This window comes from Nakamurella sp. GG22 (genome assembly GCF_052976845.2).
Map to the genome: position 1 here is coordinate 240,405 of NZ_JBRIIO020000002.1, position 19,370 is coordinate 259,774.

General features: G+C 68.6%; 20 protein-coding genes. 1 reads left to right on the forward strand and 19 read right to left on the reverse strand.

Annotated elements, in window-relative coordinates; genetic code table 11:
- Window positions 1–103: 103 nt before the first annotated feature.
- Window positions 104–679, forward strand: a complete 576-nt coding sequence (locus ACVBEQ_RS03435; protein ID WP_447152020.1) for a cob(I)yrinic acid a,c-diamide adenosyltransferase — start codon at window positions 104–106, stop codon at window positions 677–679.
- 81 nt (window positions 680–760) lie between these two features.
- On the opposite strand, the gene ACVBEQ_RS03440 is transcribed toward ACVBEQ_RS03435, so the two are convergent.
- The 19 genes from ACVBEQ_RS03440 to thrC all read right to left on the reverse strand — a co-directional run bounded on the left by ACVBEQ_RS03440 (window position 761) and on the right by thrC (window position 19,352).
- Entirely contained in the window at window positions 761–1,225 is a 465-nt protein-coding gene (locus ACVBEQ_RS03440; RefSeq protein ID WP_447152021.1) for a DUF2550 domain-containing protein, read from the reverse strand.
- A gap of 28 nt (window positions 1,226–1,253) precedes the next feature.
- Window positions 1,254–1,646, reverse strand: coding sequence for a F0F1 ATP synthase subunit epsilon (locus ACVBEQ_RS03445; protein ID WP_447152022.1), 393 nt, complete (start codon window positions 1,644–1,646; stop codon window positions 1,254–1,256).
- Window positions 1,647–1,867: 221 nt separating this feature from the next.
- Window positions 1,868–3,286, reverse strand: coding sequence for a F0F1 ATP synthase subunit beta (atpD, locus tag ACVBEQ_RS03450; RefSeq protein WP_447152023.1), 1,419 nt, complete (start codon window positions 3,284–3,286; stop codon window positions 1,868–1,870).
- A 1-nt stretch (window position 3,287) separates the two neighbouring features.
- Complete coding sequence (locus ACVBEQ_RS03455) at window positions 3,288–4,214, reverse strand: F0F1 ATP synthase subunit gamma (protein WP_447152024.1); 927 nt, start codon at window positions 4,212–4,214, stop codon at window positions 3,288–3,290.
- Between the two features lie 31 nt (window positions 4,215–4,245).
- A complete protein-coding gene (gene atpA, locus ACVBEQ_RS03460; protein ID WP_447152177.1) occupies window positions 4,246–5,895 on the reverse strand; it encodes a F0F1 ATP synthase subunit alpha in 1,650 nt (549 codons plus the stop codon).
- Window positions 5,896–5,988: 93 nt separating this feature from the next.
- Window positions 5,989–6,810, reverse strand: a complete 822-nt coding sequence (locus ACVBEQ_RS03465) for a F0F1 ATP synthase subunit delta (RefSeq protein ID WP_447152025.1) — start codon at window positions 6,808–6,810, stop codon at window positions 5,989–5,991.
- Window positions 6,810–7,331: a F0F1 ATP synthase subunit B gene (locus tag ACVBEQ_RS03470; RefSeq protein ID WP_447152026.1), complete on the reverse strand. Its 522-nt coding sequence runs from the start codon at window positions 7,329–7,331 to the stop codon at window positions 6,810–6,812. Before ACVBEQ_RS03470 ends, ACVBEQ_RS03465 begins: the two co-directional genes overlap by 1 nt.
- Before the next feature lie 50 nt (window positions 7,332–7,381).
- Window positions 7,382–7,615 carry an ATP synthase F0 subunit C gene (gene atpE, locus ACVBEQ_RS03475; RefSeq protein WP_447152027.1) on the reverse strand — a complete coding sequence of 78 codons (234 nt, stop codon included), beginning with the start codon at window positions 7,613–7,615 and terminating at the stop codon, window positions 7,382–7,384.
- A gap of 183 nt (window positions 7,616–7,798) precedes the next feature.
- On the reverse strand, window positions 7,799–8,620 hold the full coding sequence (atpB, locus tag ACVBEQ_RS03480) for a F0F1 ATP synthase subunit A (RefSeq protein WP_447152028.1): 822 nt from the start codon (window positions 8,618–8,620) through the stop codon (window positions 7,799–7,801).
- Between the two features lie 541 nt (window positions 8,621–9,161).
- Complete coding sequence (locus tag ACVBEQ_RS03485; RefSeq protein ID WP_447152030.1) at window positions 9,162–9,671, reverse strand: hypothetical protein; 510 nt, start codon at window positions 9,669–9,671, stop codon at window positions 9,162–9,164.
- Entirely contained in the window at window positions 9,668–10,846 is a 1,179-nt protein-coding gene (locus ACVBEQ_RS03490) for a glycosyltransferase family 4 protein (RefSeq protein ID WP_447152031.1), read from the reverse strand. The genes ACVBEQ_RS03485 and ACVBEQ_RS03490 overlap by 4 nt, the downstream gene beginning before the upstream one ends.
- 338 nt (window positions 10,847–11,184) lie before the next feature.
- Window positions 11,185–11,823: an L-threonylcarbamoyladenylate synthase gene (locus ACVBEQ_RS03495; protein WP_447152178.1), complete on the reverse strand. Its 639-nt coding sequence runs from the start codon at window positions 11,821–11,823 to the stop codon at window positions 11,185–11,187.
- A gap of 76 nt (window positions 11,824–11,899) precedes the next feature.
- Window positions 11,900–12,778, reverse strand: a complete 879-nt coding sequence (prmC, locus tag ACVBEQ_RS03500) for a peptide chain release factor N(5)-glutamine methyltransferase (protein ID WP_447152032.1) — start codon at window positions 12,776–12,778, stop codon at window positions 11,900–11,902.
- Complete coding sequence (prfA, locus tag ACVBEQ_RS03505; protein ID WP_447152033.1) at window positions 12,775–13,878, reverse strand: peptide chain release factor 1; 1,104 nt, start codon at window positions 13,876–13,878, stop codon at window positions 12,775–12,777. The genes prmC and prfA overlap by 4 nt, the downstream gene beginning before the upstream one ends.
- An 88-nt stretch (window positions 13,879–13,966) precedes the next feature.
- A complete protein-coding gene (rpmE, locus tag ACVBEQ_RS03510) occupies window positions 13,967–14,179 on the reverse strand; it encodes a 50S ribosomal protein L31 (protein WP_447152034.1) in 213 nt (70 codons plus the stop codon).
- A 178-nt stretch (window positions 14,180–14,357) separates the two neighbouring features.
- Window positions 14,358–14,732 (reverse strand): PPOX class F420-dependent oxidoreductase, encoded by a 375-nt coding sequence (locus ACVBEQ_RS03515; protein WP_447152035.1) that lies wholly within the window; start codon window positions 14,730–14,732, stop codon window positions 14,358–14,360.
- A gap of 5 nt (window positions 14,733–14,737) precedes the next feature.
- The gene (gene rho, locus ACVBEQ_RS03520) at window positions 14,738–16,894 is read right to left on the reverse strand and encodes a transcription termination factor Rho (RefSeq protein WP_447152036.1); all 2,157 of its coding nucleotides are present in this window, start codon (window positions 16,892–16,894) and stop codon (window positions 14,738–14,740) included.
- Window positions 16,895–17,302: 408 nt separating this feature from the next.
- A complete protein-coding gene (gene thrB, locus ACVBEQ_RS03525) occupies window positions 17,303–18,256 on the reverse strand; it encodes a homoserine kinase (RefSeq protein WP_447152037.1) in 954 nt (317 codons plus the stop codon).
- Window positions 18,257–18,269: 13 nt separating this feature from the next.
- Window positions 18,270–19,352: a threonine synthase gene (gene thrC / locus ACVBEQ_RS03530; protein ID WP_447152038.1), complete on the reverse strand. Its 1,083-nt coding sequence runs from the start codon at window positions 19,350–19,352 to the stop codon at window positions 18,270–18,272.
- Window positions 19,353–19,370 lie beyond the last annotated feature (18 nt).

Below are 19,370 nucleotides of genomic sequence, written 5' to 3' on the forward strand. Positions count from 1 at the left end.
GGACGGGTCGCCGACAGCCGGCCGGGGACCGCAACCAGGGGACGGTGCAAGCGGCTGCGGCGGGGGATGCGGAGCGGTGCGCGGTGCGCCGTAGGGTGAGCCCATGGCCGTGCACCTGACCCGCATCTACACCCGTACCGGCGACGACGGCACCACCGGCCTCGCCGACTTCAGCCGGGTCCACAAGACCGACCCGCGGCTCGTCGCGTACGCGGACTGCGACGAGACGAACGCGACGCTCGGCCTGGTGATGGCGCTGGGGCATCCGGCCGCGGACGTGGCGACCGTCATCCGGCGCGTGCAGAACGAGTTGTTCGATCTGGGGGCCGACCTGGCCACTCCGGTGGTCGACGATCCGCCGTATCCCCCGCTGCGGGTCACCCAGGAGTACATCGACCGGCTCGAGGTGGATTGCGACCGGTTCAACGCCGATCTCACCGAGCTGACGTCGTTCATCCTGCCGGGCGGAACCCCCGCGGGAGCGCTGCTGCATCAGGCGCGGACGGTGAGCCGGCGGGCGGAGCGCAGCGCGTGGGCGCTGCGTCAGGCGGACCCGGACCGCACCAATCCGCTGGCACCGACCTATCTGAACCGGTTGTCGGACCTGCTGTTCATCCTGGCGCGGGTGGCGAACCCGGAGGGCGACGTGCAATGGGTCCCGGGCGGCGACCGGGGCTGATTAGCAGTGAGCGCTGGGTCGTGAACGGAGCCGGGGATTCAGTCCGGAACGAGCCGGGGACCCAGTTCTGAACTCGGTGGCTCAGGTCTTGCGGATGCCCCGATGAAACAGCCGCACCGAGCGGGTGGCCGGCGGGAGCGATTCGAGCCAGGAACGAAGACCGGTGAGCGCCTCTTCGCTCAGCGCCAGCTCCATCTGCTCGCCGCCGTCGGTACATCGCACGATCACCGAGTCGACGGGCAGCAGGTCGGGCTCGGTCCCCACCGGAGGACGCCGATCGCCCAGCTTGAGCGATTCGCGCATCAGCCTGCCGGCAACGCCCGGCCACGGCGAGAACGAGCGGTACATCAGGAACTCGTTGTCCCGGAACCGCCCCTGACCCAGGATCCACCCGCGGCCGTCAGGGGTGAGGTCACGGCGCCAGCACACGTCGATCGCCCCGGACCGGGTGAGAGCGGACCGCCGTACCGCGATGACAACGATGGCGAGGACGACGAGCAGGACAGCCGCGATTCCCAGAGCTTCGCCGAGAATCACGATGTCCATGGCGTTGCGACCGGGATCCGCTGCTGACTCAGATGTCGTTGCCGGTTGCGAGCAGCTGCGCTTGGGCTCGACGCAGCTCGTTCTCGGCCTCTGCGGAATCGCCACCACGGGACTTCGCCGCCTCATAGGCCGCGCGGGCCTTCGTGACATCGATCTCGTCCGAGAGTTGCGCGTCCTCCGCGAGGATCGAGACACCGTCCTTGGTCACCGACAGGAAGCCGCCATGCACGGCGACACCCAATACGTTGCCGTTGGTCTCGATGATCCTGGCCGCGAAACCCTCGCGAAGCTGCGCCAGCAACGGTGAATGGCCGGCCATCACGCCGATGTCGCCGTCCACGGTACGGGCGACCACCATCTGCGCCTTGCCGCTCCAGAGCTCACGCTCGACGGCGACCAGATTCACCTCGATCTCGGCCACGAAACGGCTCCGCCTCTGCTCGATGGAACTGGACTTGAACTGAACTCACCGTGCCGGTGCGGACCGGCGGGCGCTACGGCATTCGGGATGATTCTAACCCGGTCGGACAGGAACCCCTGCGGTGAGGCGGTCACCATCACAGGCCGCCACACCTCTGCAGGGGCGCGGCCACACCCGGCCGGGCTCCCTTCCTCCGGAGCCCGGCCGCGAGAGCCGCTGTGCTACAGGGTCTTTGCCTTGGCCAGCACGTCGTCGATGCCGCCGACGTTCAGGAAGGCCTGCTCGGGGATGTTGTCGTACTCGCCCTTGGCGATGGCGTCGAAAGACTCGATGGTGTGATCCATCTCGACGTACGAACCGTCCATGCCGGTGAACTGCTTGGCGACGAAGAAGTTCTGCCCGAGGTAGCGCTCCATCCGGCGGGCGCGGCCGACGAGAAGCTTGTCCTCCTCGCCGAGTTCGTCCATCCCGAGGATCGCGATGATGTCCTGCAACTCCTTGTACTTCTGCAGGATCCGGATGACCTCCTGGGCGACCCGGTAGTGCTCGTCGCCGACGAACTGCGGATCCAGGATCCGGGAGGTCGACGACAGCGGGTTCACCGCGGGATAGATGCCCTTCTCGGTGATGCCACGGTCGAGCTCGGTGGTGGCGTCGAGGTGCGCGAACGTCGTCGCCGGCGCAGGGTCGGTGTAGTCGTCGGCGGGCACGTAGATCGCCTGCAGCGAGGTGATGGACCGGCCACGGGTGGAGGTGATCCGTTCCTGCAGCTCACCCATCTCGTCGGCGAGGGTGGGCTGGTATCCCACCGCCGACGGCATCCGGCCGAGCAGCGTCGACACCTCGGAACCGGCCTGGGTGAACCGGAAGATGTTGTCGATGAACAGCAGCACGTCCTGGTTCTGCACATCGCGGAAGTACTCCGCCATGGTCAGGGCGGACAGTGCGACCCGCATACGGGTGCCGGGCGGCTCGTCCATCTGGCCGAACACCAGCGCGGTGTCGTTGATGACGCCGGACTCCGTCATTTCCGTGAAGAGGTCGTTGCCCTCGCGGGTCCGCTCCCCGACCCCGGCAAAGACCGAGGTACCACCGAAGTTCTTGGCGACCCGGGTGATCATCTCCTGGATCAACACGGTCTTGCCGACACCGGCACCGCCGAACAGGCCGATCTTGCCGCCCTGCACGTAGGGGGTCAGCAGGTCGATGACCTTGATGCCGGTGACCAGCTGCGTCGTCCGGCCCTCGAGCTGGTCGAACGCCGGGGGCTTGCGGTAGATCGGCCAGTGCTCGGCGTCCTCGCCGGTCCCCGGCGCGTCAAGGCAGCGGCCGAGCGCGTTGAAGACGTGGCCCTTGACGGCGTCGCCGACGGGCACCGAGATCGGGGCACCGGTGTCGGTCACCGGCGCGCCACGGACCAGACCGTCGGTCGGCTGCATCGAGATGCTCCGCACGATGTCGTCACCGAGGTGCAGTGCGACCTCGAGCGTCAGGGTGTGCGCGTCGCCTGCGCCGGTCACCTCGACGTGCAGCGCGTTGAACAGCGGCGGGACACCGCCCCGGGGGAACTCGATGTCGACGACCGGGCCGATGACCCGTACGACCCTGCCGGTGGTGGGGGGTGCTTCGGTGGTGGTCATGTCAGTCCTCTTCGTTGCCGGATGCGGCGAGAGCATCAGCGCCGCCGACGATCTCGGTGAGTTCCTGGGTGATCTGCGCCTGACGGGCCTGGTTGGCCTGCCGGCTGAGGTTGCGGATGATGTCGTTCGCGTTGTCCGTCGCGGCCTTGCAGGCGGCGCGCCGAGCAGCGGACTCGCTCGCGGCCGCGTCCAGCAGTGCGGCGTAGATGCGGGTCTTGAGGTACTTCGGCAGCATCTCGTCGAGCAACCGGTCCGATGACGGCTCGAACTCGTACGACGGCAACAGCGTGTCCGGCGAATCGCTCTCGACGTACTCGATCTCCATCGGCGCCATCCGCCTCGCCTGCGGCCGCTGGGTGATCATCGACACGAAGTGCGTGGACACCAGGTGGATCTCGTCGATGCCGGGCTCGCCGTCAGGAGAGGTCCCGTCGGAACCAGCGGTGAACGCCGGCAGCAGCGCCTCCGTTGCCCGCTCGGCGTCGGCGTAGGTCGGCCGCTCGGAGAAGCCGGTCCACGATTCGGCGACCGGACGCTGGCGGAAGGTGAAGTAGCCCAGGCCTTTGCGGCCGATCACATAGATGACCGACTCCTTGCCCTGTGACTTCAGCAGCGCCGACAGTTCCTCCGCCGCCTTGATCACCGCGGAGTTGTAGCCGCCGCACAGACCGCGATCCGCCGTGATCAGCAGGATCCCGGCTCGCTTGGGCTCGTCCCGCTCGTTGAGCAACGGGTGGTCCAGCGTGGACGCGGACGCCAGCGCCGTCAGCACGTCGGTGATCTGCATCGAGTACGGCGCCGCCGCGGCAACCTTGGCCTGTGCCTTGGCGATCCGCGAGGTGGCGATCATCTCCTGCGCCTTGGTGATCTTCTGCGTCGAACGGACCGACTTGACCCGTTGCCGCAGCACCCTGACCTGGGCGGCCATCACTCACCTCCAGCTGGAGCGGTCGGAGCCATCACTTCTTGGCCGGCGGGCGCCGGACCTGAACCTGGACCTTCTCGTGGCCCACCTCGGACTCGTCCATCGCCCGCACCTCCGGCTGCCGGCCCAGGATCTGGCCTTCGGACGTGGTGAAGGTGTCGGAGAACTCGGCCAGGGCGGCGAGCAGAGCCTTCTCGCTGTCGTCGGACAGGTCGCGCTCGTTCTTGATGGCCTCCAGCGGGCTGCCGTTGGCGTGCCGCAGGTACTGCAGGAACTCGGTCTCGAAGCGCCGGATGTCCTGCACCGGGACGCGGTCCATGTGGCCGCGGGTACCGGCCCAGATGGCGACGACCTGCTCCTCGACCGGGTACGGGCTGAACTGCGGCTGCTTGAGCAGCTCGACCAGACGCGAACCGCGGGCCAGCGCACGCTTGGAGACGTCGTCGAGGTCGGAGCCGAAGGCGGCGAAGGCCTCGAGCTCGCGGTAGGCCGACAGGTCCAGACGCAGCGTGCCGGACACCTTGCGCATGGCCTTGACCTGCGCGGCGCCACCGACCCTGGACACCGAGATACCGACGTTGACGGCCGGCCGGACACCCGAGTTGAACAGGTCACCCTCGAGGAAGCACTGACCGTCGGTGATGGAGATGACGTTGGTCGGGATGTACGCCGACACGTCACCGGCCTTGGTCTCGATCAGCGGCAGGCCGGTCATCGAGCCGGCGCCCAGCTCGTCCGACAGCTTCGCGCAACGCTCCAGCAGACGGGAGTGCAGGTAGAAGACGTCGCCCGGGTACGCCTCGCGGCCCGGCGGGCGGCGGAGCAGCAGCGAGATCGCGCGGTAGGCCTCGGCCTGCTTGGACAGGTCGTCGAAGATGATCAGGACGTGCTTGCCCTGGTACATCCAGTGCTGGCCGATGGCGGAACCGGTGTACGGCGCCAGCCACTTGAAGCCGGCGGAATCGGAGGCCGGGGCGGCGACGATCGTGGTGTATGCGAGCGCGCCGGCGTCCTCGAGGGACTGCCGGACACCGGCGATCGTGGTGCCCTTCTGGCCGATCGCGACGTAGATGCAGCGCACCTGCTGCTGCGGATCGCCGGTCTCCCAGTTCTGCTTCTGGTTGATGATGGTGTCGACGCAGACCGCGGTCTTGCCGGTCTTGCGGTCGCCGATGATGAGCTGACGCTGTCCGCGGCCGATCGGCGTCATCGAGTCGATGGCCTTGATGCCGGTCTGCAGCGGTTCCTTGACGCCCTGCCGCTCGACGACGGAAGCCGCCTGCAGTTCCAGCGCGCGGGTCTCGTCGGAGGCGATCTCGCCCAGGCCGTCGATCGGCTGCGCCAGCGGATTGACCACCCGGCCGAGGAAGCCGTCGCCGACCGGGACGGACAGGACCTCGCCGGTCCTGGTGACCTGCTGCCCCTCCTCGATCGTGTTGGCGTCACCGAGGATGACCGCGCCGATGGAGCGGACGTCGAGGTTCAACGCCACCCCGAGCACCCCGCCGGGGAACTCGAGCAGCTCGTTGGCCATCGCCGATGGCAATCCCTCGACGGTGGCGATGCCGTCGCCGCACTCCGCGACGATGCCGACCTCCTCCCGAGTCACCTCGGGCGAGTAGTCGGAGACGTAGCTTTCGATCGCGGAGCGGATCTCGTCGGAGGAGATCGTCAACTCGGTCATCGCGTTCCCGTTCTGTGTCATCAAGGCCTGGTACTGCTTGTCAGATTCTGTGCTGCTGGTGGCGCAAACCGGTGGGTCGCCCCGGGCCGGGTGTCAGCCGGACATCCGGCGCCGCAGGGTTTCCAATTGCGCCGCGACGCTGCCGTCGATGACCTCGTCACCGACCTGCACGCGAATTCCGCCGACCAGCGAGCCGTCGACCTCGAGGTGTGTGGAGACCTCGCGGCCGTAGATCCGGTTCAACGATCGCTTCAGGCGTGCCGTCTGATCCTCGGTCAACGGTACGGCGGCCGTGACGAACGCGACCACCTTCTGCCGGCGCTCGGCGGCGGCATCGACCAGTTCCCGTACCCCGAAGGTGAACGACCGGCCGGCGGTGTCCCGGGCGAGCGCGTCGACCAGTTCGGTGACCAGCGGATGCGAGCGTCCCGAGAGCAACCGGTCGACCAGCCGTGACCGGGCATTCGGATCGGCGGTCGGGTCGTCCAGGATCACCGAGAGCTCCGGAGAGGCATCGACGATCCGGGAGAACCGGAACAGCTGGTCCTCGATCTCGTCGAGGTCGCCGGTCCGCTCCACCCGCAGGAACATCGCGGTCCGGCTCACCTTGCGCAGCGCGTCCTGCAGGTCGCGCGACGACGACCAGCTCTGCCGCACCGCGAACTCGACCACCGACATCGCTGCGGGGCCGATCTTGGCGGACAGCAACCGCTGCGCGATGGCCACCCGGGTGTCCGCGTCGAGCGTCCCCTCGGACAGCGTCCGGCGCAGCGGCACTTCGTTCAACAGCAGATCGGAGACCTGGTCGACCTCGGTGCCGAGAGCGTTCAACGCGTCCGTGTCGAGTTGCTCGGCAACGGTCAGCACGTGCGAGTTCGTCGCGATCAGCGATTCTCGACTGGCGATGTGTTGCATCAGCGTTCCAGGTCGGCCAGGAAGCGCTCGACCGTCCGGGTCTGCCGTGCATCGTCCTGCAGCGACTCACCGACGACCTTGCTGGCCAGCTCGACGGACACCCGACCCAGGTCGGACCGCAGTTCGGCGACGATCTGCGCCCGTTGGGCCTCCAGCTGCGCACGTCCGGCCGCGGAGATCCGTTCGGTCTCGGCATGAGCCTGGGCGAGCATGTCGTCCCGGATCGCCTGCGCCTGGGCGCGCGCGTCCTCGCGGATCTTGGCGGCCTCCTCGCGGGCACCGGCAAGCTGCTGGTTGTACCGGTCGAGCGCGGCCTTCGCCTCGTTCTGCGCCTCTTCGGCCTTGGCGATGCCACCCTCGATGGCCTTGGTCCGCGCGGCATAGGCACGCTCGAACTGTGGCCAGACGAACTTGCCCAGCACGAACAGCAGCAGGGCGAACGCGATGGCCGCGATGATGACCTCGCCGATCGGCAGGCCGATCGGGTTGGTGGCCTCCTCGGCCGCGATGTTGGAGATCATTCGGTCCTCACCTCTGCGCTATTGGGACTCTGAGCTAGCGGGGGCGCGGATCAGGTCAGGATGAACGGGACAACGAAGCCCAGCAGGGCGAGCGCCTCGGACACGGCGAACCCAAGGAACGCGTAGGTCCTGGTCAGGCCTGCCGACTCCGGCTGCCGCGCCGTCGAGGTGATGTAGGCGGCCCACACGATGCCGACACCGATACCGGGTCCGATCGCGGAAAGGCCGTACCCGAGGGTGCCGACGTTGCCGGTGACTTCCGCGAGCTGGAGGACGTCAGACATGGGGTTGCTTCTCCCTTTCACGAGATCCGGTACCGGATCCTGGTGGTCAATCGCTGACCGCGCCGGTGCGGGCCAGATGGTGCCGGTTCAGTGCTGGAACTGCTGTGTGAAGACTGCGGTGTGAAAACTGCGGTGTATGCGAACTGCGGTGCTGAAACTTGGGTGGAACTGCTGTTGTGCGTCTCAGTGCGAGTCGGCCAGTGATGATTCCAGGTAGATCGCGGTCAGCAGGACGAACACGTAGGCCTGCAGGGAGATGATCAGCAATTCGAAGAACACCAGCCCGAGGCTTCCGATGAACGGCAGCGTCCCGAGCACATAGTTCAGGAACCCGCCCTCTCCCCAGAGGTAGACCGTGCCGAACGCCGCGATGGTGATCAGCATGTGGCCGGCGAACATGTTGGCGAACAACCGGATGGCCAGGGTGAACGGCCGCAGGATGATGTTCGACAGGAATTCGATCGGGATCAGCAGGAGATGCATGGCGATCGGGATGCCCGGGATGTAGCACATCAACTTGAAAAACCCGAAGAACCCGTGCTTCTGGATCCCGACGATCATGTAGATGAACCAGACCATGACGGCCAGCAGCACCGGGATCGCGAAGTGCGATGTCACCGGCAACTGGGCGACAGGGACGATGCCCCAAAGGTTCTGGATCAGGATGAAGACGAACAGGGTGGCCAGGAACCCGGCCCACTTGCGACCGTTCTTCCCACCCAGGATCTCGATCGCGACGCCGTTGCGGACGAATCCGTAGATTCCCTCACCGGCGAACTGCAACTTGCCGGGCAGCATCGCCGACTTGCGTGACGCGGCCAGGAAGAAGGCCATCAGAATCACGGTGCCGAGAACCAGCAGCACCATCGCCTTGACCGATGCGATGACGCTGCCGTCGCCGATCTTGTCGAAGAAGAAGGAGTGCTCGACGGTCGGCGCGACGAATTCGCCGCCTTCCTCGGCCGCCATCAGGCCCTGGGAGAGCAGACTCATGCTCAGGGACACTCGGTCTCCCTTCGGGTGCCGGCCGAAGGTGGCCCGTCGGCGGGTTCAGCTGATATCGGTGGTGCCATCACTCGTGCGCGTACTGCTCGTTCTCGGTGGAAGGCCTTGTCTCTGTTGGCCAACTTTGCTGCTCTCAATGCTGTTGCTGCGTCAGCCTTCTGGGCCGATGTCCTCGCGGTCTCGGTCGTCTCGGGACGTCCGAACCGCATCACCACGGCGTAGATGCCCAGTGCCAGCCCTATGACGAACCCGGTCGGCATCATCAGGCGGGTGTCCCACCAATGATCCAACAGCCAACCGACTCCGCCGAACACCACGAGTCCGGAGATCATGGTGCTGAGAACCGCCCAGCCCTGATCGACTCCCCCGGAGGGGGGCCGGGCTACGGCACGCATCTTCATGGCGTCCCGGACACTATCAGTTGCTCAAGACCTCCGTCGCACCCACCCAAGGTGATCCTTACCGCGTGTCTGGGATCACCGAAAAGCATGCTGTACACCCGTTTTCGCTGGTGACGGGCAACACGTTCGGTCGTGCAAGATCATCCGGGGTCGACGTAGTAGAGCTTCAATGTCCAGACATACCGCATGTGCGCGCCGAGCCACAGGAACAGTCCGAGCCCGATCGCGCCGGCCATCCACCTGACATCGACGAGTCCGTCGATCGGCATCGTCATGAGCACGATCGCCAGCACCAGCACCTTGATGACATAGGCGAACAGGGCGGCGATCATCACGGTCTTCGGGTTCGTCTTGCCGACCCAGGCGATCACCATCGCCGAGAAGGTGAAGAAGGCGCCGACGATCACGGTGCCGATCAGTACCCCCAGCACGGCGCCCAGGCCCTGGGTGAATCCGGCGACCGTTCCGAGGACGACAGCGCCGGCGACCAGGGCGATCCAGCAGAGCCGCAGGTGACCGAGCGACCAGATGCCCTCGGAGCGGCTTCGGTCGGCGATCTTCTGCGCCGCCCGGGCCTCTGCGGACAGGTCGACCGGGGCGCGTCGTGGGGTCGGCGTGCCGTCGTCCTTCGGTCCCCCGGGAAGCGTCATGGCGCGACCGCCGGCGGCACACTGTCGCTGCGCACGCGGGCCAGCCGCCGGGCCTGCATCTTGGGCCAGGTGGAGAACGCGAGCCCGACTGCGATCAGCACGGACACCGGCACGATCGCGACCTCCCAGGTGACGAAGACCAGCGAGACCGCGCCGGCGGCGAGCACGAACGCCCAGTAGTAGAAGATCAGCACCGCCTGGCGATGGGTATGGCCGATGGCGAGCATCCGGTGGTGCAGGTGCTGTTTGTCCGCGCTGAACGGATGGCGGCCTTCCTTGGTCCGGCGGATCACCGCCAGCAGGAAGTCCAGCACCGGGATGAAGACAACCGCGAGCGCGACGATCAGCGGCGCGAGCAGCGCGATGGTGGAGCGCGGCCCGAACGTGGAGGGATCGAGCTTGCCGCCCGCGCTGACCGTCGCGCCGGCCATCGCCAGGCCGATGAACATCGCGCCGGAGTCGCCCATGAAGATGCGGGCGGGCGAGAAGTTGTGCGGCAGGAAGCCGATGCAGGCGCCGAACAGCGCTGCCGCGATCAGCGGTGGCTGGGACGCCGAGCTGTCGTCCCCGGACAGCGACAACTGCCGCACCGAGAAAATGAAGATGGCGAACGCCGAGATGGCCGCCACTCCGGCGAGCAGACCGTCCAGGCCGTCGATGAAGTTCATCGCGTTCGTCAGCACGACCGTCAGCAGGACGGTCAGCACGATGCCCTGCGTCTGATCGAGGCTGACCAGGCTGCCGCCGGTGGGACCGCTGCCGGGCAGCCACAACACCTGCCACTGCACGCCGAACAGCACCAGCACGCCCGCGGCCAGGATCTGACCTGCCAGCTTCGCGATGGCGTCCAGATCGAAACGGTCGTCCAGCACCCCGACCAGGCAGATCAGCCCGCCCGCGGCAAGGATGCCCAGCACCTCGGATGACGAGATGAACGCGCCGCCGACGGCCGGCAGCTGCAAGGCCATCAGCACAGCGGCGGCGAACCCCGCGTACACCGCGACGCCGCCCATCCGCGGGATCGGCAGCGAGTGCACGTCACGCTCACGGATCGGGGTGACGGCACCGAGCCGGACGGCGAGCAGCCTGACCAGCCCGGTCAACAAGAAGGTGACGACCACGGCGGTCCCGAAGACCAGCGCGTACTCGCGCGTCGGGATCACATACTCCGCCACCCGGTCAGGGTAGTCGGGACGGCCCGCGCGAACCGACACCCGCGCCGACCCCCGCACCGGCCCAGGCCGCGGCCCGGCAGCGGTCGGAAAGAAAAATCCGCCAACCGCGGAACCGCTGACGGTATGGGCCGTCGTATAGATGTAGCTCCGATTCACCCTTCGAACGGATGGGGTCCGACGCCCGGACCAAGCATTGCCGCCGAGGGCAACGAATCAGAACTAGCCCCACGCCGGGAGCTGCCCGCAGGCCCGATCGCGACACGCCGTCGCCGGTCGGGCCTTCGGCCATTTCCGGGGCCGATGACGTCCTGCGCCGGACCGGTGCTGCGTTCGCCCGATCAGGCCGGCAGTTCGATCTCGCCGATGACCTCACGGATCCGGTCGGTGCTCACGGCCCCGGCCCGCAGGACGCGCGGCACCTCCGACGTCAGGTCCACCACCGTGGAGGCGACACCGATCGGTGACGGACCGCCCTCCAGGTACACCGAGACGTCGTCACCCAGTTGCGCCGCGGCGTCGGCGGCGGTGGTGGCGGCCGGGCTGCCACTCCGGTTCGCGCTGGAGACGGCCATCGGGCCGACCAGTCGCAGCAGGTCCAGCGCCACCGGGTGCAGCGGCATCCGCACCATGACGGTGCCCTTCGCGTCCCCGAGATCCCAGCTGAGGCTGGGTGCGTGCTCGATGACGAGCGACAGGCCGCCGGGCCAGAAGGCCTCGATGAGGGTGCGGGCCACCGGCGGAACAGCCATCACCAGGCCGTCGATGGTGGTCCAGGATCCGACCAGGACCGGAACCGGCATGTCCGGTCCGCGGCCCTTGGCAGCCAACAGCGCGCGTACAGCGGCGGCGTTGAACGCGTCGGCCCCGATCCCGTAAACGGTGTCTGTGGGCATCACCACAAGATTCCCGGACCGGGCGGCATGCGCGGCGGCTTCCAGCCCGGCCCGCCTTGCCACCGGGTCCGCGCAATCGAACATGGTCACGGAGCAGTCCTCCCGGTGTTGGTCATCCCACAGGTCCTGGCGCGTTCATGGTGGGTACTCATGGTGTCGCTCATCGCGTGGCCATCCTGATCCGGGTGGCGGTGACGAACCGCGGCCGACCCGTCAGATCCGGGTGGTCGACGACGTCGGTCAGCACCCGGCGGTTGCCGAGCAGTTCGGGCACGGACTCCCCCTGCGTGTCGTCGTGCTCGATCGCCAGCACGCCGCCGACCTTCAGCAGACCCGCCGCGACCGAGATCAGCGGCCGGATCAGCGCAAGACCGTCGGGGCCGCCGAAGACGGCCTCCGCCGGATCGTGGTCACCCACTTCCGGCTCGACGGCGGTACCGTCCGGCACGTAGGGCGGGTTGGCCGTCACCAGGTCGGCGGTGGCGTCGAGGTCGGACAGCAGCCGGGGGTCCAGGATGTCGCCGCCGCGCAGTTCCACCGGCGTCCCGCCGCGGTCGACGTGTGCAACGACGTTCCGCCGTGCCCAGGCCAGCGCCTGGTGCGATCGTTCGACCGCGATCACGCGGGCGTCGGGCCGGGCGGCCGAGATCGCCAGGGCGATCGCCCCGCTGCCCGCGCAGAGATCGACGACGATCGGCGACCGGACGTCGGCAATGGCTTTCAGTGCCCAGTCGACGAGCCACTCGGTCTCCGGCCGCGGAATGAACACCCCGGGGCCGACGGCGATCGTGGCCTGGCCGAACTGCACCGACCCGACGATGTGCTGCAGCGGAATGCGTTCCGCGCGGCGGGCCACCAGCGCGTGGTAACCGTCGATCCAGGACGACTCGACGAGCGGGGTCAGCCCGAGGCGGGTCCGGGAGACGCCCAGCAGGTGCGCGGCCAGTTCCTCGGCGTCGACGCCGGGGCTCGGCACACCGGCGCGGTCCAGGGTCGCGGTGGCCGCGACGATGGCCGACCGCAGCGACTGGCGGCTCATGGCCGGCCGGCTGTGCCGGTCGCCAGCCGCTCGGTGCGGTCGGCCTGGGCCAGCGCGTCCAGCACCGCATCGAGGTCGCCGTCCAGCACCGCGTCGAGGTTGTAGGCCTTGTATCCGACGCGGTGGTCGGCGATGCGATTCTCCGGGAAGTTGTACGTACGAACACGTTCCGACCGGTCCACGGTGCGGACCTGGGACCTGCGCGCGTCCGCTGCGGCGGCATCGGCGGTCGCCCGGGCCGCGGCCAGCAGCCGCGCGCGCAGGATCCGCATCGCCTGTTCCTTGTTCTGCAGCTGGGATTTCTCGTTCTGGCAGGAGACCACGATGCCGGTCGGGACGTGGGTGATCCGGACCGCGGAATCGGTGGTGTTGACGGACTGGCCGCCGGGGCCGGACGAGCGGAACACGTCGATCCGCAGGTCGTTGGGGTCCACGGTGACGTCGACGTCCTCGGCCTCCGGGGCGACCAGCACCCCGGCCGCGGACGTATGGATGCGTCCCTGCGACTCGGTCACCGGGACGCGCTGTACGCGGTGAACGCCGCCCTCGAACTTGAGCCGGGCCCACACCCCGTCCGCCGAGGCGGCCGGTGCCTTGATCGCGACCGTCGCGTCCTTGTAGCCGCCCAGGTCTGATTCGGTCGCCGACAGGACCTCGGTCTTCCAGCCGCGACGTTCGGCGTACCGCAGGTACATCCGGAGCAGGTCACCGGCGAACAGGGCCGATTCCTCGCCGCCCTCACCGGCTTTCACCTCGACCAGCACGTCCTTGCTGTCGTCCGGGTCGCGCGGGGTGAGCAACTCGCCCAGCCGGGTCTCGAGCTCGGCCACCCGGTCGGCCACGGCCTGCGCTTCGTCGGCGAAACTCGGGTCCTCCGCGGTCAACTCACGGGCGGCCTGCAGGTCTCCCCTGGCCTCGTCCAGCGCAGTGGAGGTGGTGACGATCGGCGTCAGCTCGGCGTAGCGCCGACCGAGCCGCCGGGCAACGGCCTGGTCGGCGTGCACCCCGGGGTCGTTGAGCCGGGCCTGTAGGTCTTCGTACTCGGCCAGCAACTGCTCGATGGAGGCGCGGGGCACGTCGGCGGAAGGAGCGGACGTCATCGGTCGGCTTCCTCCTTCGAGCTGGATCTTCCCGGAACAGCAAACGGCGCCCGCGGACCGTGTCGGTCCTGCGGGCGCCGTCGATGCGCTAGCGGCTGCGCTTGCCGTACCGCGCCTCGAAGCGCGCGACCCGGCCGCCGGTGTCCAGGATCTTCTGCTTGCCGGTGTAGAACGGGTGGCAGTTCGAGCAGACCTCGACGTGGATCTTGCCGCTGTTCTCGGTGCTGCGGGTGGTGAAGGTGTTGCCGCAACCGCAGCTGACCTCGGTGGTCACGTATGCGGGATGGATGCCGGTCTTCATGCGATGTCCTCTTTCGGTAGAGCCTTGCGTGGGGCGCCGGGTCGTCCGCGACGGTGCGTCGGGGGCGTGAACCGGAGCCGGGCTCGACCGACCAGTGTGCCAGATGGGTCGGTCATTTAGCCAAACAGTGCGGGGCGGCGGGCTATTCCGGCGCGGCCGCCGCACCGGAAGAACCTCGTCAGGGGATGGTGACCCCGATGACCGCCCTGGTGTCGCCGGTGAACCGGTTCATCAGCTTGGTCCACCACCCCATCAGCCCGTACTTGGCGGCCAACGCACCGAGCACGGCCGGCGCCTCGGAGTGCGGCAGCATCCGAGCGGTGGCGTCGACCGGTTTCCCGCGCGGGTTGCCACGGACGGTGCAGGGTGCGATCTGCACCCGGCCGGTGCGCCGAATCCGCTTGACCTTGCCGGAGTCGCGGATGGTCCAGACCCGCAACTCGTCGCCGATCCGCACCACCCACACCGGCGTCGGGACGCCGGTGCCGTCCTTGCGGAACGTCGTCAGCAGGGCGTACTGGGCGTCGCCGAGCACATCCAGTGGTGTGGTCATGCCCCTCAGTCGCTGCCGGGGGTGTTCTTCGCCACCTGCATCAGGAACTCGACGTTGCTGCGTGTCTTGCGCAGCCGATCGAGCACCAGCTCCAGCGCCTGCTGGGTGTCCAGCGCGGCCAGCACCCGGCGGAGCTTGACGACGATCGCCAACTCGTCGGGCGACAGCAGCAGGTCTTCCTTACGGGTCGACGACTGGTCGACGTCGATCGCCGGGAAGATCCGCTTGTCCGCCAGCCGCCTGTCCAGCTTGAGCTCGGCGTTGCCGGTGCCCTTGAACTCCTCGAAGATCACGGTGTCGCCGGCCGACCCGGTTTCCACCAGTGCGGACGCGAAGATCGTGAGAGAGCCACCGTTCTCGATGTTCCGGGCCGCGCCGAGGAACCGCTTCGGCGGGAACAACGCCGTCGAATCGACACCACCGGACAGGATCCGGCCGGACGCCGGGGCCGCCAGGTTGTAGGCGCGACCGAGCCGGGTGATCGAGTCGAGCAGCACGACGACGTCGCGTCCCATCTCGACGAGCCGCTTCGCCCGCTCGATGGCCAGCTCGGCGACCAGGGTGTGGTCGGACGGCGGCCGGTCGAACGTCGAGGCGATGACCTCGCCCTTCACCGAACGCTGCATGTCGGTGACCTCTTCAGGCCGCTCGTCCACCAGCACCACCATCAGGTGGCACTCGGGGTTGTTCGTGGTGATCGCGTTGGCGATGGCCTGCATGACCATCGTCTTGCCCGCCTTGGGCGGCGACACGATCAGCGCGCGCTGACCCTTGCCGACCGGCATCACCAGGTCGATGACCCGGGTGGTCAGCAGGTGCGCCTCGGTCTCCAGGCGCAGCCGGTCGTTCGGGTAGAGCGGCGTCAGCTTGGTGAATTCCGGCCGGTTCTTCGCCTGTTCGGGCTCGAGCCCGTTCACCGAGTCCAGCCGGACCAGGGCGTTGAACTTCTGCCGCTGGGCCTCGCCGTCACGCTGCGCACGGACCGCCCCGGTCACCGCATCGCCCCTGCGCAGGCCGTTCTTCCGGACCTGGGAGAGCGAGACATAGACGTCGTTCGGGCCGGTGAGGTAACCGGACGTCCGGATGAAGGCGTACGAGTCGAGCACGTCCAGGATCCCGGCGACGGGAACGAGAACGTCGTCGTCGCGTACCTCGGGCTCGGCCGGGCCGTCCGGTGCAAAACGGTCGCGGGACGTGCGGCGGTTGCGGTCGCGGTAACGGCGGCCGCGACGGCCGCGGCCGTCACCCTCGTCGTCGTCGTCGCGACGGTTGTCGGTGGTCTGCCGACCCTGCCGGTTCTGGTCGCGGCCCTGGTTGTCCCGCTGGTTGTCACGGCCCTGGTTGTCACGGCCCTGGTTGTCACGGTTCTGATCCCGACCGCCCTGACCATCGCGATTCTGGTCGCGGCCCTGGTTGTCACGGTTCTGGTCCCGGCCCTGATCGCGCGACTGGTTGTCACGGTTCTGGTCCCGACCCTGATCCCGGTTCTGGGTGTCCCTGTTCTGGGTGTCCCTGGCCTGACCGTTGCGCTCACCGGTCTGCACGGCACCGTCGCCGGTGTCGCGACCGTCCCGCCCGTCCCGGCGGTTGCGCCGGTTGCGCCGGTTGCGCTGGCCGTCATCGGAGTCGCTCGACTCCTCGGAGCCGCGTTCGCCGGTCTGTTCGCGCTGGTCAGATGCGGTTGCCGCGCCGTTCTGCGACGAATCGCGGCGATCGGTGTCGTCGGTGCGCTGTTGCCGGTCATTCTCGGTGGGAGCCTGCGCTGCGGCCTGGGGTGCACTCTCCCGGCGGGTTTCAGCGCTGGGCTCGCCGAGCGGCAGAACGGGGTCACCGACGCTCGCGCGGCCGTTCGTGGCCGGCGCATCGGTCGGTGCGTCGGTCGCGGCACCGTCGGTCGCGGCGGTGCCACCGGACCGCCGATTGCTGCCCGTCGAGCCTGCCGACGGGGCCGAACCTGCGCCGGTGCCGTTCTGCCGGGCCGCGATCGCGGCCACCAGATCGCCCTTGCGCATGCCGGAGGTGCCGCGGATCCCGAGTTGGCCGGCGAGGGCCTTGAGATCGGTCAGCACCATGCCCGACAAGCCCTCACCCTTGCGGGTCCGGCCCTTGGCGGGCGCGGTCGCGGTGGCGGAATTGTCGAGCGACTCCGTGGTTTCAGTCACGAAGATCCTTCCTGTCCGGCCGGATGTACTGGCCGGGATTGAGTTCACCGCGGTACGCGGTAGCTGCCGTTGCGCACCCAGGATGGGTACGGCGGAGTCGGTGATCACCTCAACTGAATCCATGATTCGACGGGGAAGTCGACCATGAGCCGATCCGGCGCCTCCGGGGTACGTTCCGGCGGGAGGAGTCCTTCAGAGTGGGAGCGGCAAGAGGCCTTTTCAGTCCCCCACCGTCGATTTCCGGCTCGCAGACCCAACGTCGCAGCAGGCACAGCCGGTGATCGCCTTCCACAGTAACCGCACATCAGCGGCATCAGCAACTGCACGTGAGCGTGTCGGCTTCCGGGTTCTCCGCGGTGGGTCCGTCGGCTCGTCCGCCGCAGCCGCCGAGCGGGTCGAGAAGCCGCCTCACGCAGGCTGAATCGTCGCTCCGGTGGTGCAGACATCGACGTGCGCGAGGTCGAAACCCGTCCGCTCCCAATCCTGCAGGCGGATGGGTTCGGTGCTCAGCGCGAGGACCGACGGTCCCGCCCCGGAGATGACGGCGGCGATCCCGGCGGCCCGCAATTCGGCGACCAGCGCGGCGGATTCCGGCATGGCGGCGGCCCGGTACTGCTGGTGCAGCCGGTCCTCGGTGGCCGGCAGCAGGAAAGACGGGTCCGCGGTCAGCGCGTGCACCAGCAATCCGGCCGCGGCGGCGTTCGCGCTGGCGTCGGCGTGCGGGACGGTGGCCGGCAGCAAGCGGCGGGAGTGTTCCGTCGAGCTGGCCCGGTGCGCGCTGAACACCACCACCTTCACGTCGGGGTGCACGGCGGGCCGGGCTGCGACGGGACAGCCGTCGGCGCCCAGGTAGGACAGCGTGAGCCCGCCGAACAACGCCGGTGCGACGTTGTCCGGGTGGCCCTCCATCCTGGTGGCGAGTGCGAAGAGGTCCTGGTCCGTCGGGCGCTCGGCGGGTTGCGGAACCGCGCCGGCGAGCAGTTCCCGTCCCAGCAGGACGCCCGCGACGATTGCCGCGGCGGACGATCCGAGCCCGCCGCCGTGCGGAATGCAGTTGACGCACCGCAGGTGCAGCCCGGGCAGCGGGTGCCCGGCCAGCTCGAAGACCGCCGCGACCGCGCGGACGACGAGATGCTCGTGGGTCAACGGCACCTCGCCGGCGCCCACACCGACAACCTCGACAAGCAGGCCCGACTCCGTGGCGGCCGCCGTCACCTCGTCATACCGGGCCAGGGCGAGGCCGAAGCTGTCGAAACCGGGCCCGAGGTTCGCCGACGTTGCCGGAACCCGAACGGTGACCGCCCCGCCGGTCCCCGATCCGGTCCTCCCCAGTTCCGCTCCGGGCGGCAGCCCGGGCCTCATCGAGCAGCCCCCGTCAAGCCAGTTCCAACGCTTCCGTGACGGCGTCGGCCGCCACCGGCAGCACAACGGGCTCGGTCATGAACGTCATCGCGGTGTCCGGGTCCTTCAAACCGTTGCCGGTGACCGTGCAGACCACGAGCGCACCGGCCGGCAACCGGCCGTCCCGCGCTGTTGCCATCAGTCCGGCGACGGACGCGGCGGATGCGGGTTCCACGAAGACGCCCTCGGTGGAGGCCAGCAGCCGGTATGCCTCGAGGATCTGTTCGTCGGTGACCGCGTCGATCAGCCCGTGCGAGGAATCCCGGGCGTCGATCGCGCCCGTCCAGGATGCGGGTGCGCCGATCCGGATCGCGGTGGCGATGGTGTCCGGGTGCAGGACAGGGTGGCCGAGCACCAGCGGCGCGGCGCCAGCGGCCTGGAAGCCGAACATCCGGGGCAGCGCGTCGATGACGCCGTCCGCGAAGTACTCGCGGTAGCCCTTCCAGTACGCGGTGATGTTGCCCGCGTTTCCGACCGGTAGGTAGTGGATGTCCGGGGCACGGCCAAGGGTGTCGCAGATTTCGAAGGACGCGGTCTTCTGCCCCTCGATCCGGACCGGGTTGACCGAGTTGACCAGCGCGATCTCCTCGTGCGAGGCCGCGGTCTTGCGGGCCAGCTCGAGGCAATCGTCGAAGTTGCCGTCGACCTGCAGGATCTTCGCGCCGTAGGCGACCGCCTGGGCCAGCTTGCCGGCCGCGATCTTGCCCTGCGGGACCAGAACGGCGCAGGTCAGGCCGGCCCGGGCCGCATAGGCGGCGGCCGAGGCCGAGGTGTTGCCGGTGGAGGCGCAGATCACCGCCTTGGCGCCCAGCGCCAGTGCGTAGGTGACGGCGACCGTCATCCCGCGGTCCTTGAACGAGCCGGTCGGGTTCGCGCCCTCGACCTTGAGGTAGACCTGCACGCCGAGCCGGTCGGACAGTGCCTCGGCCGGCAGCAGCGGGGTTCCGCCCTCGAGCAGCGTGACGACCCGGGCACCGGGCGGCACGGCCACCCGATCCGGGTAGGCGGCGATCAGCCCTGGCCAGCCGACTTGAGCGGCGGTGGCAGTCACGGTCACACCATCACCCTTCTGGTT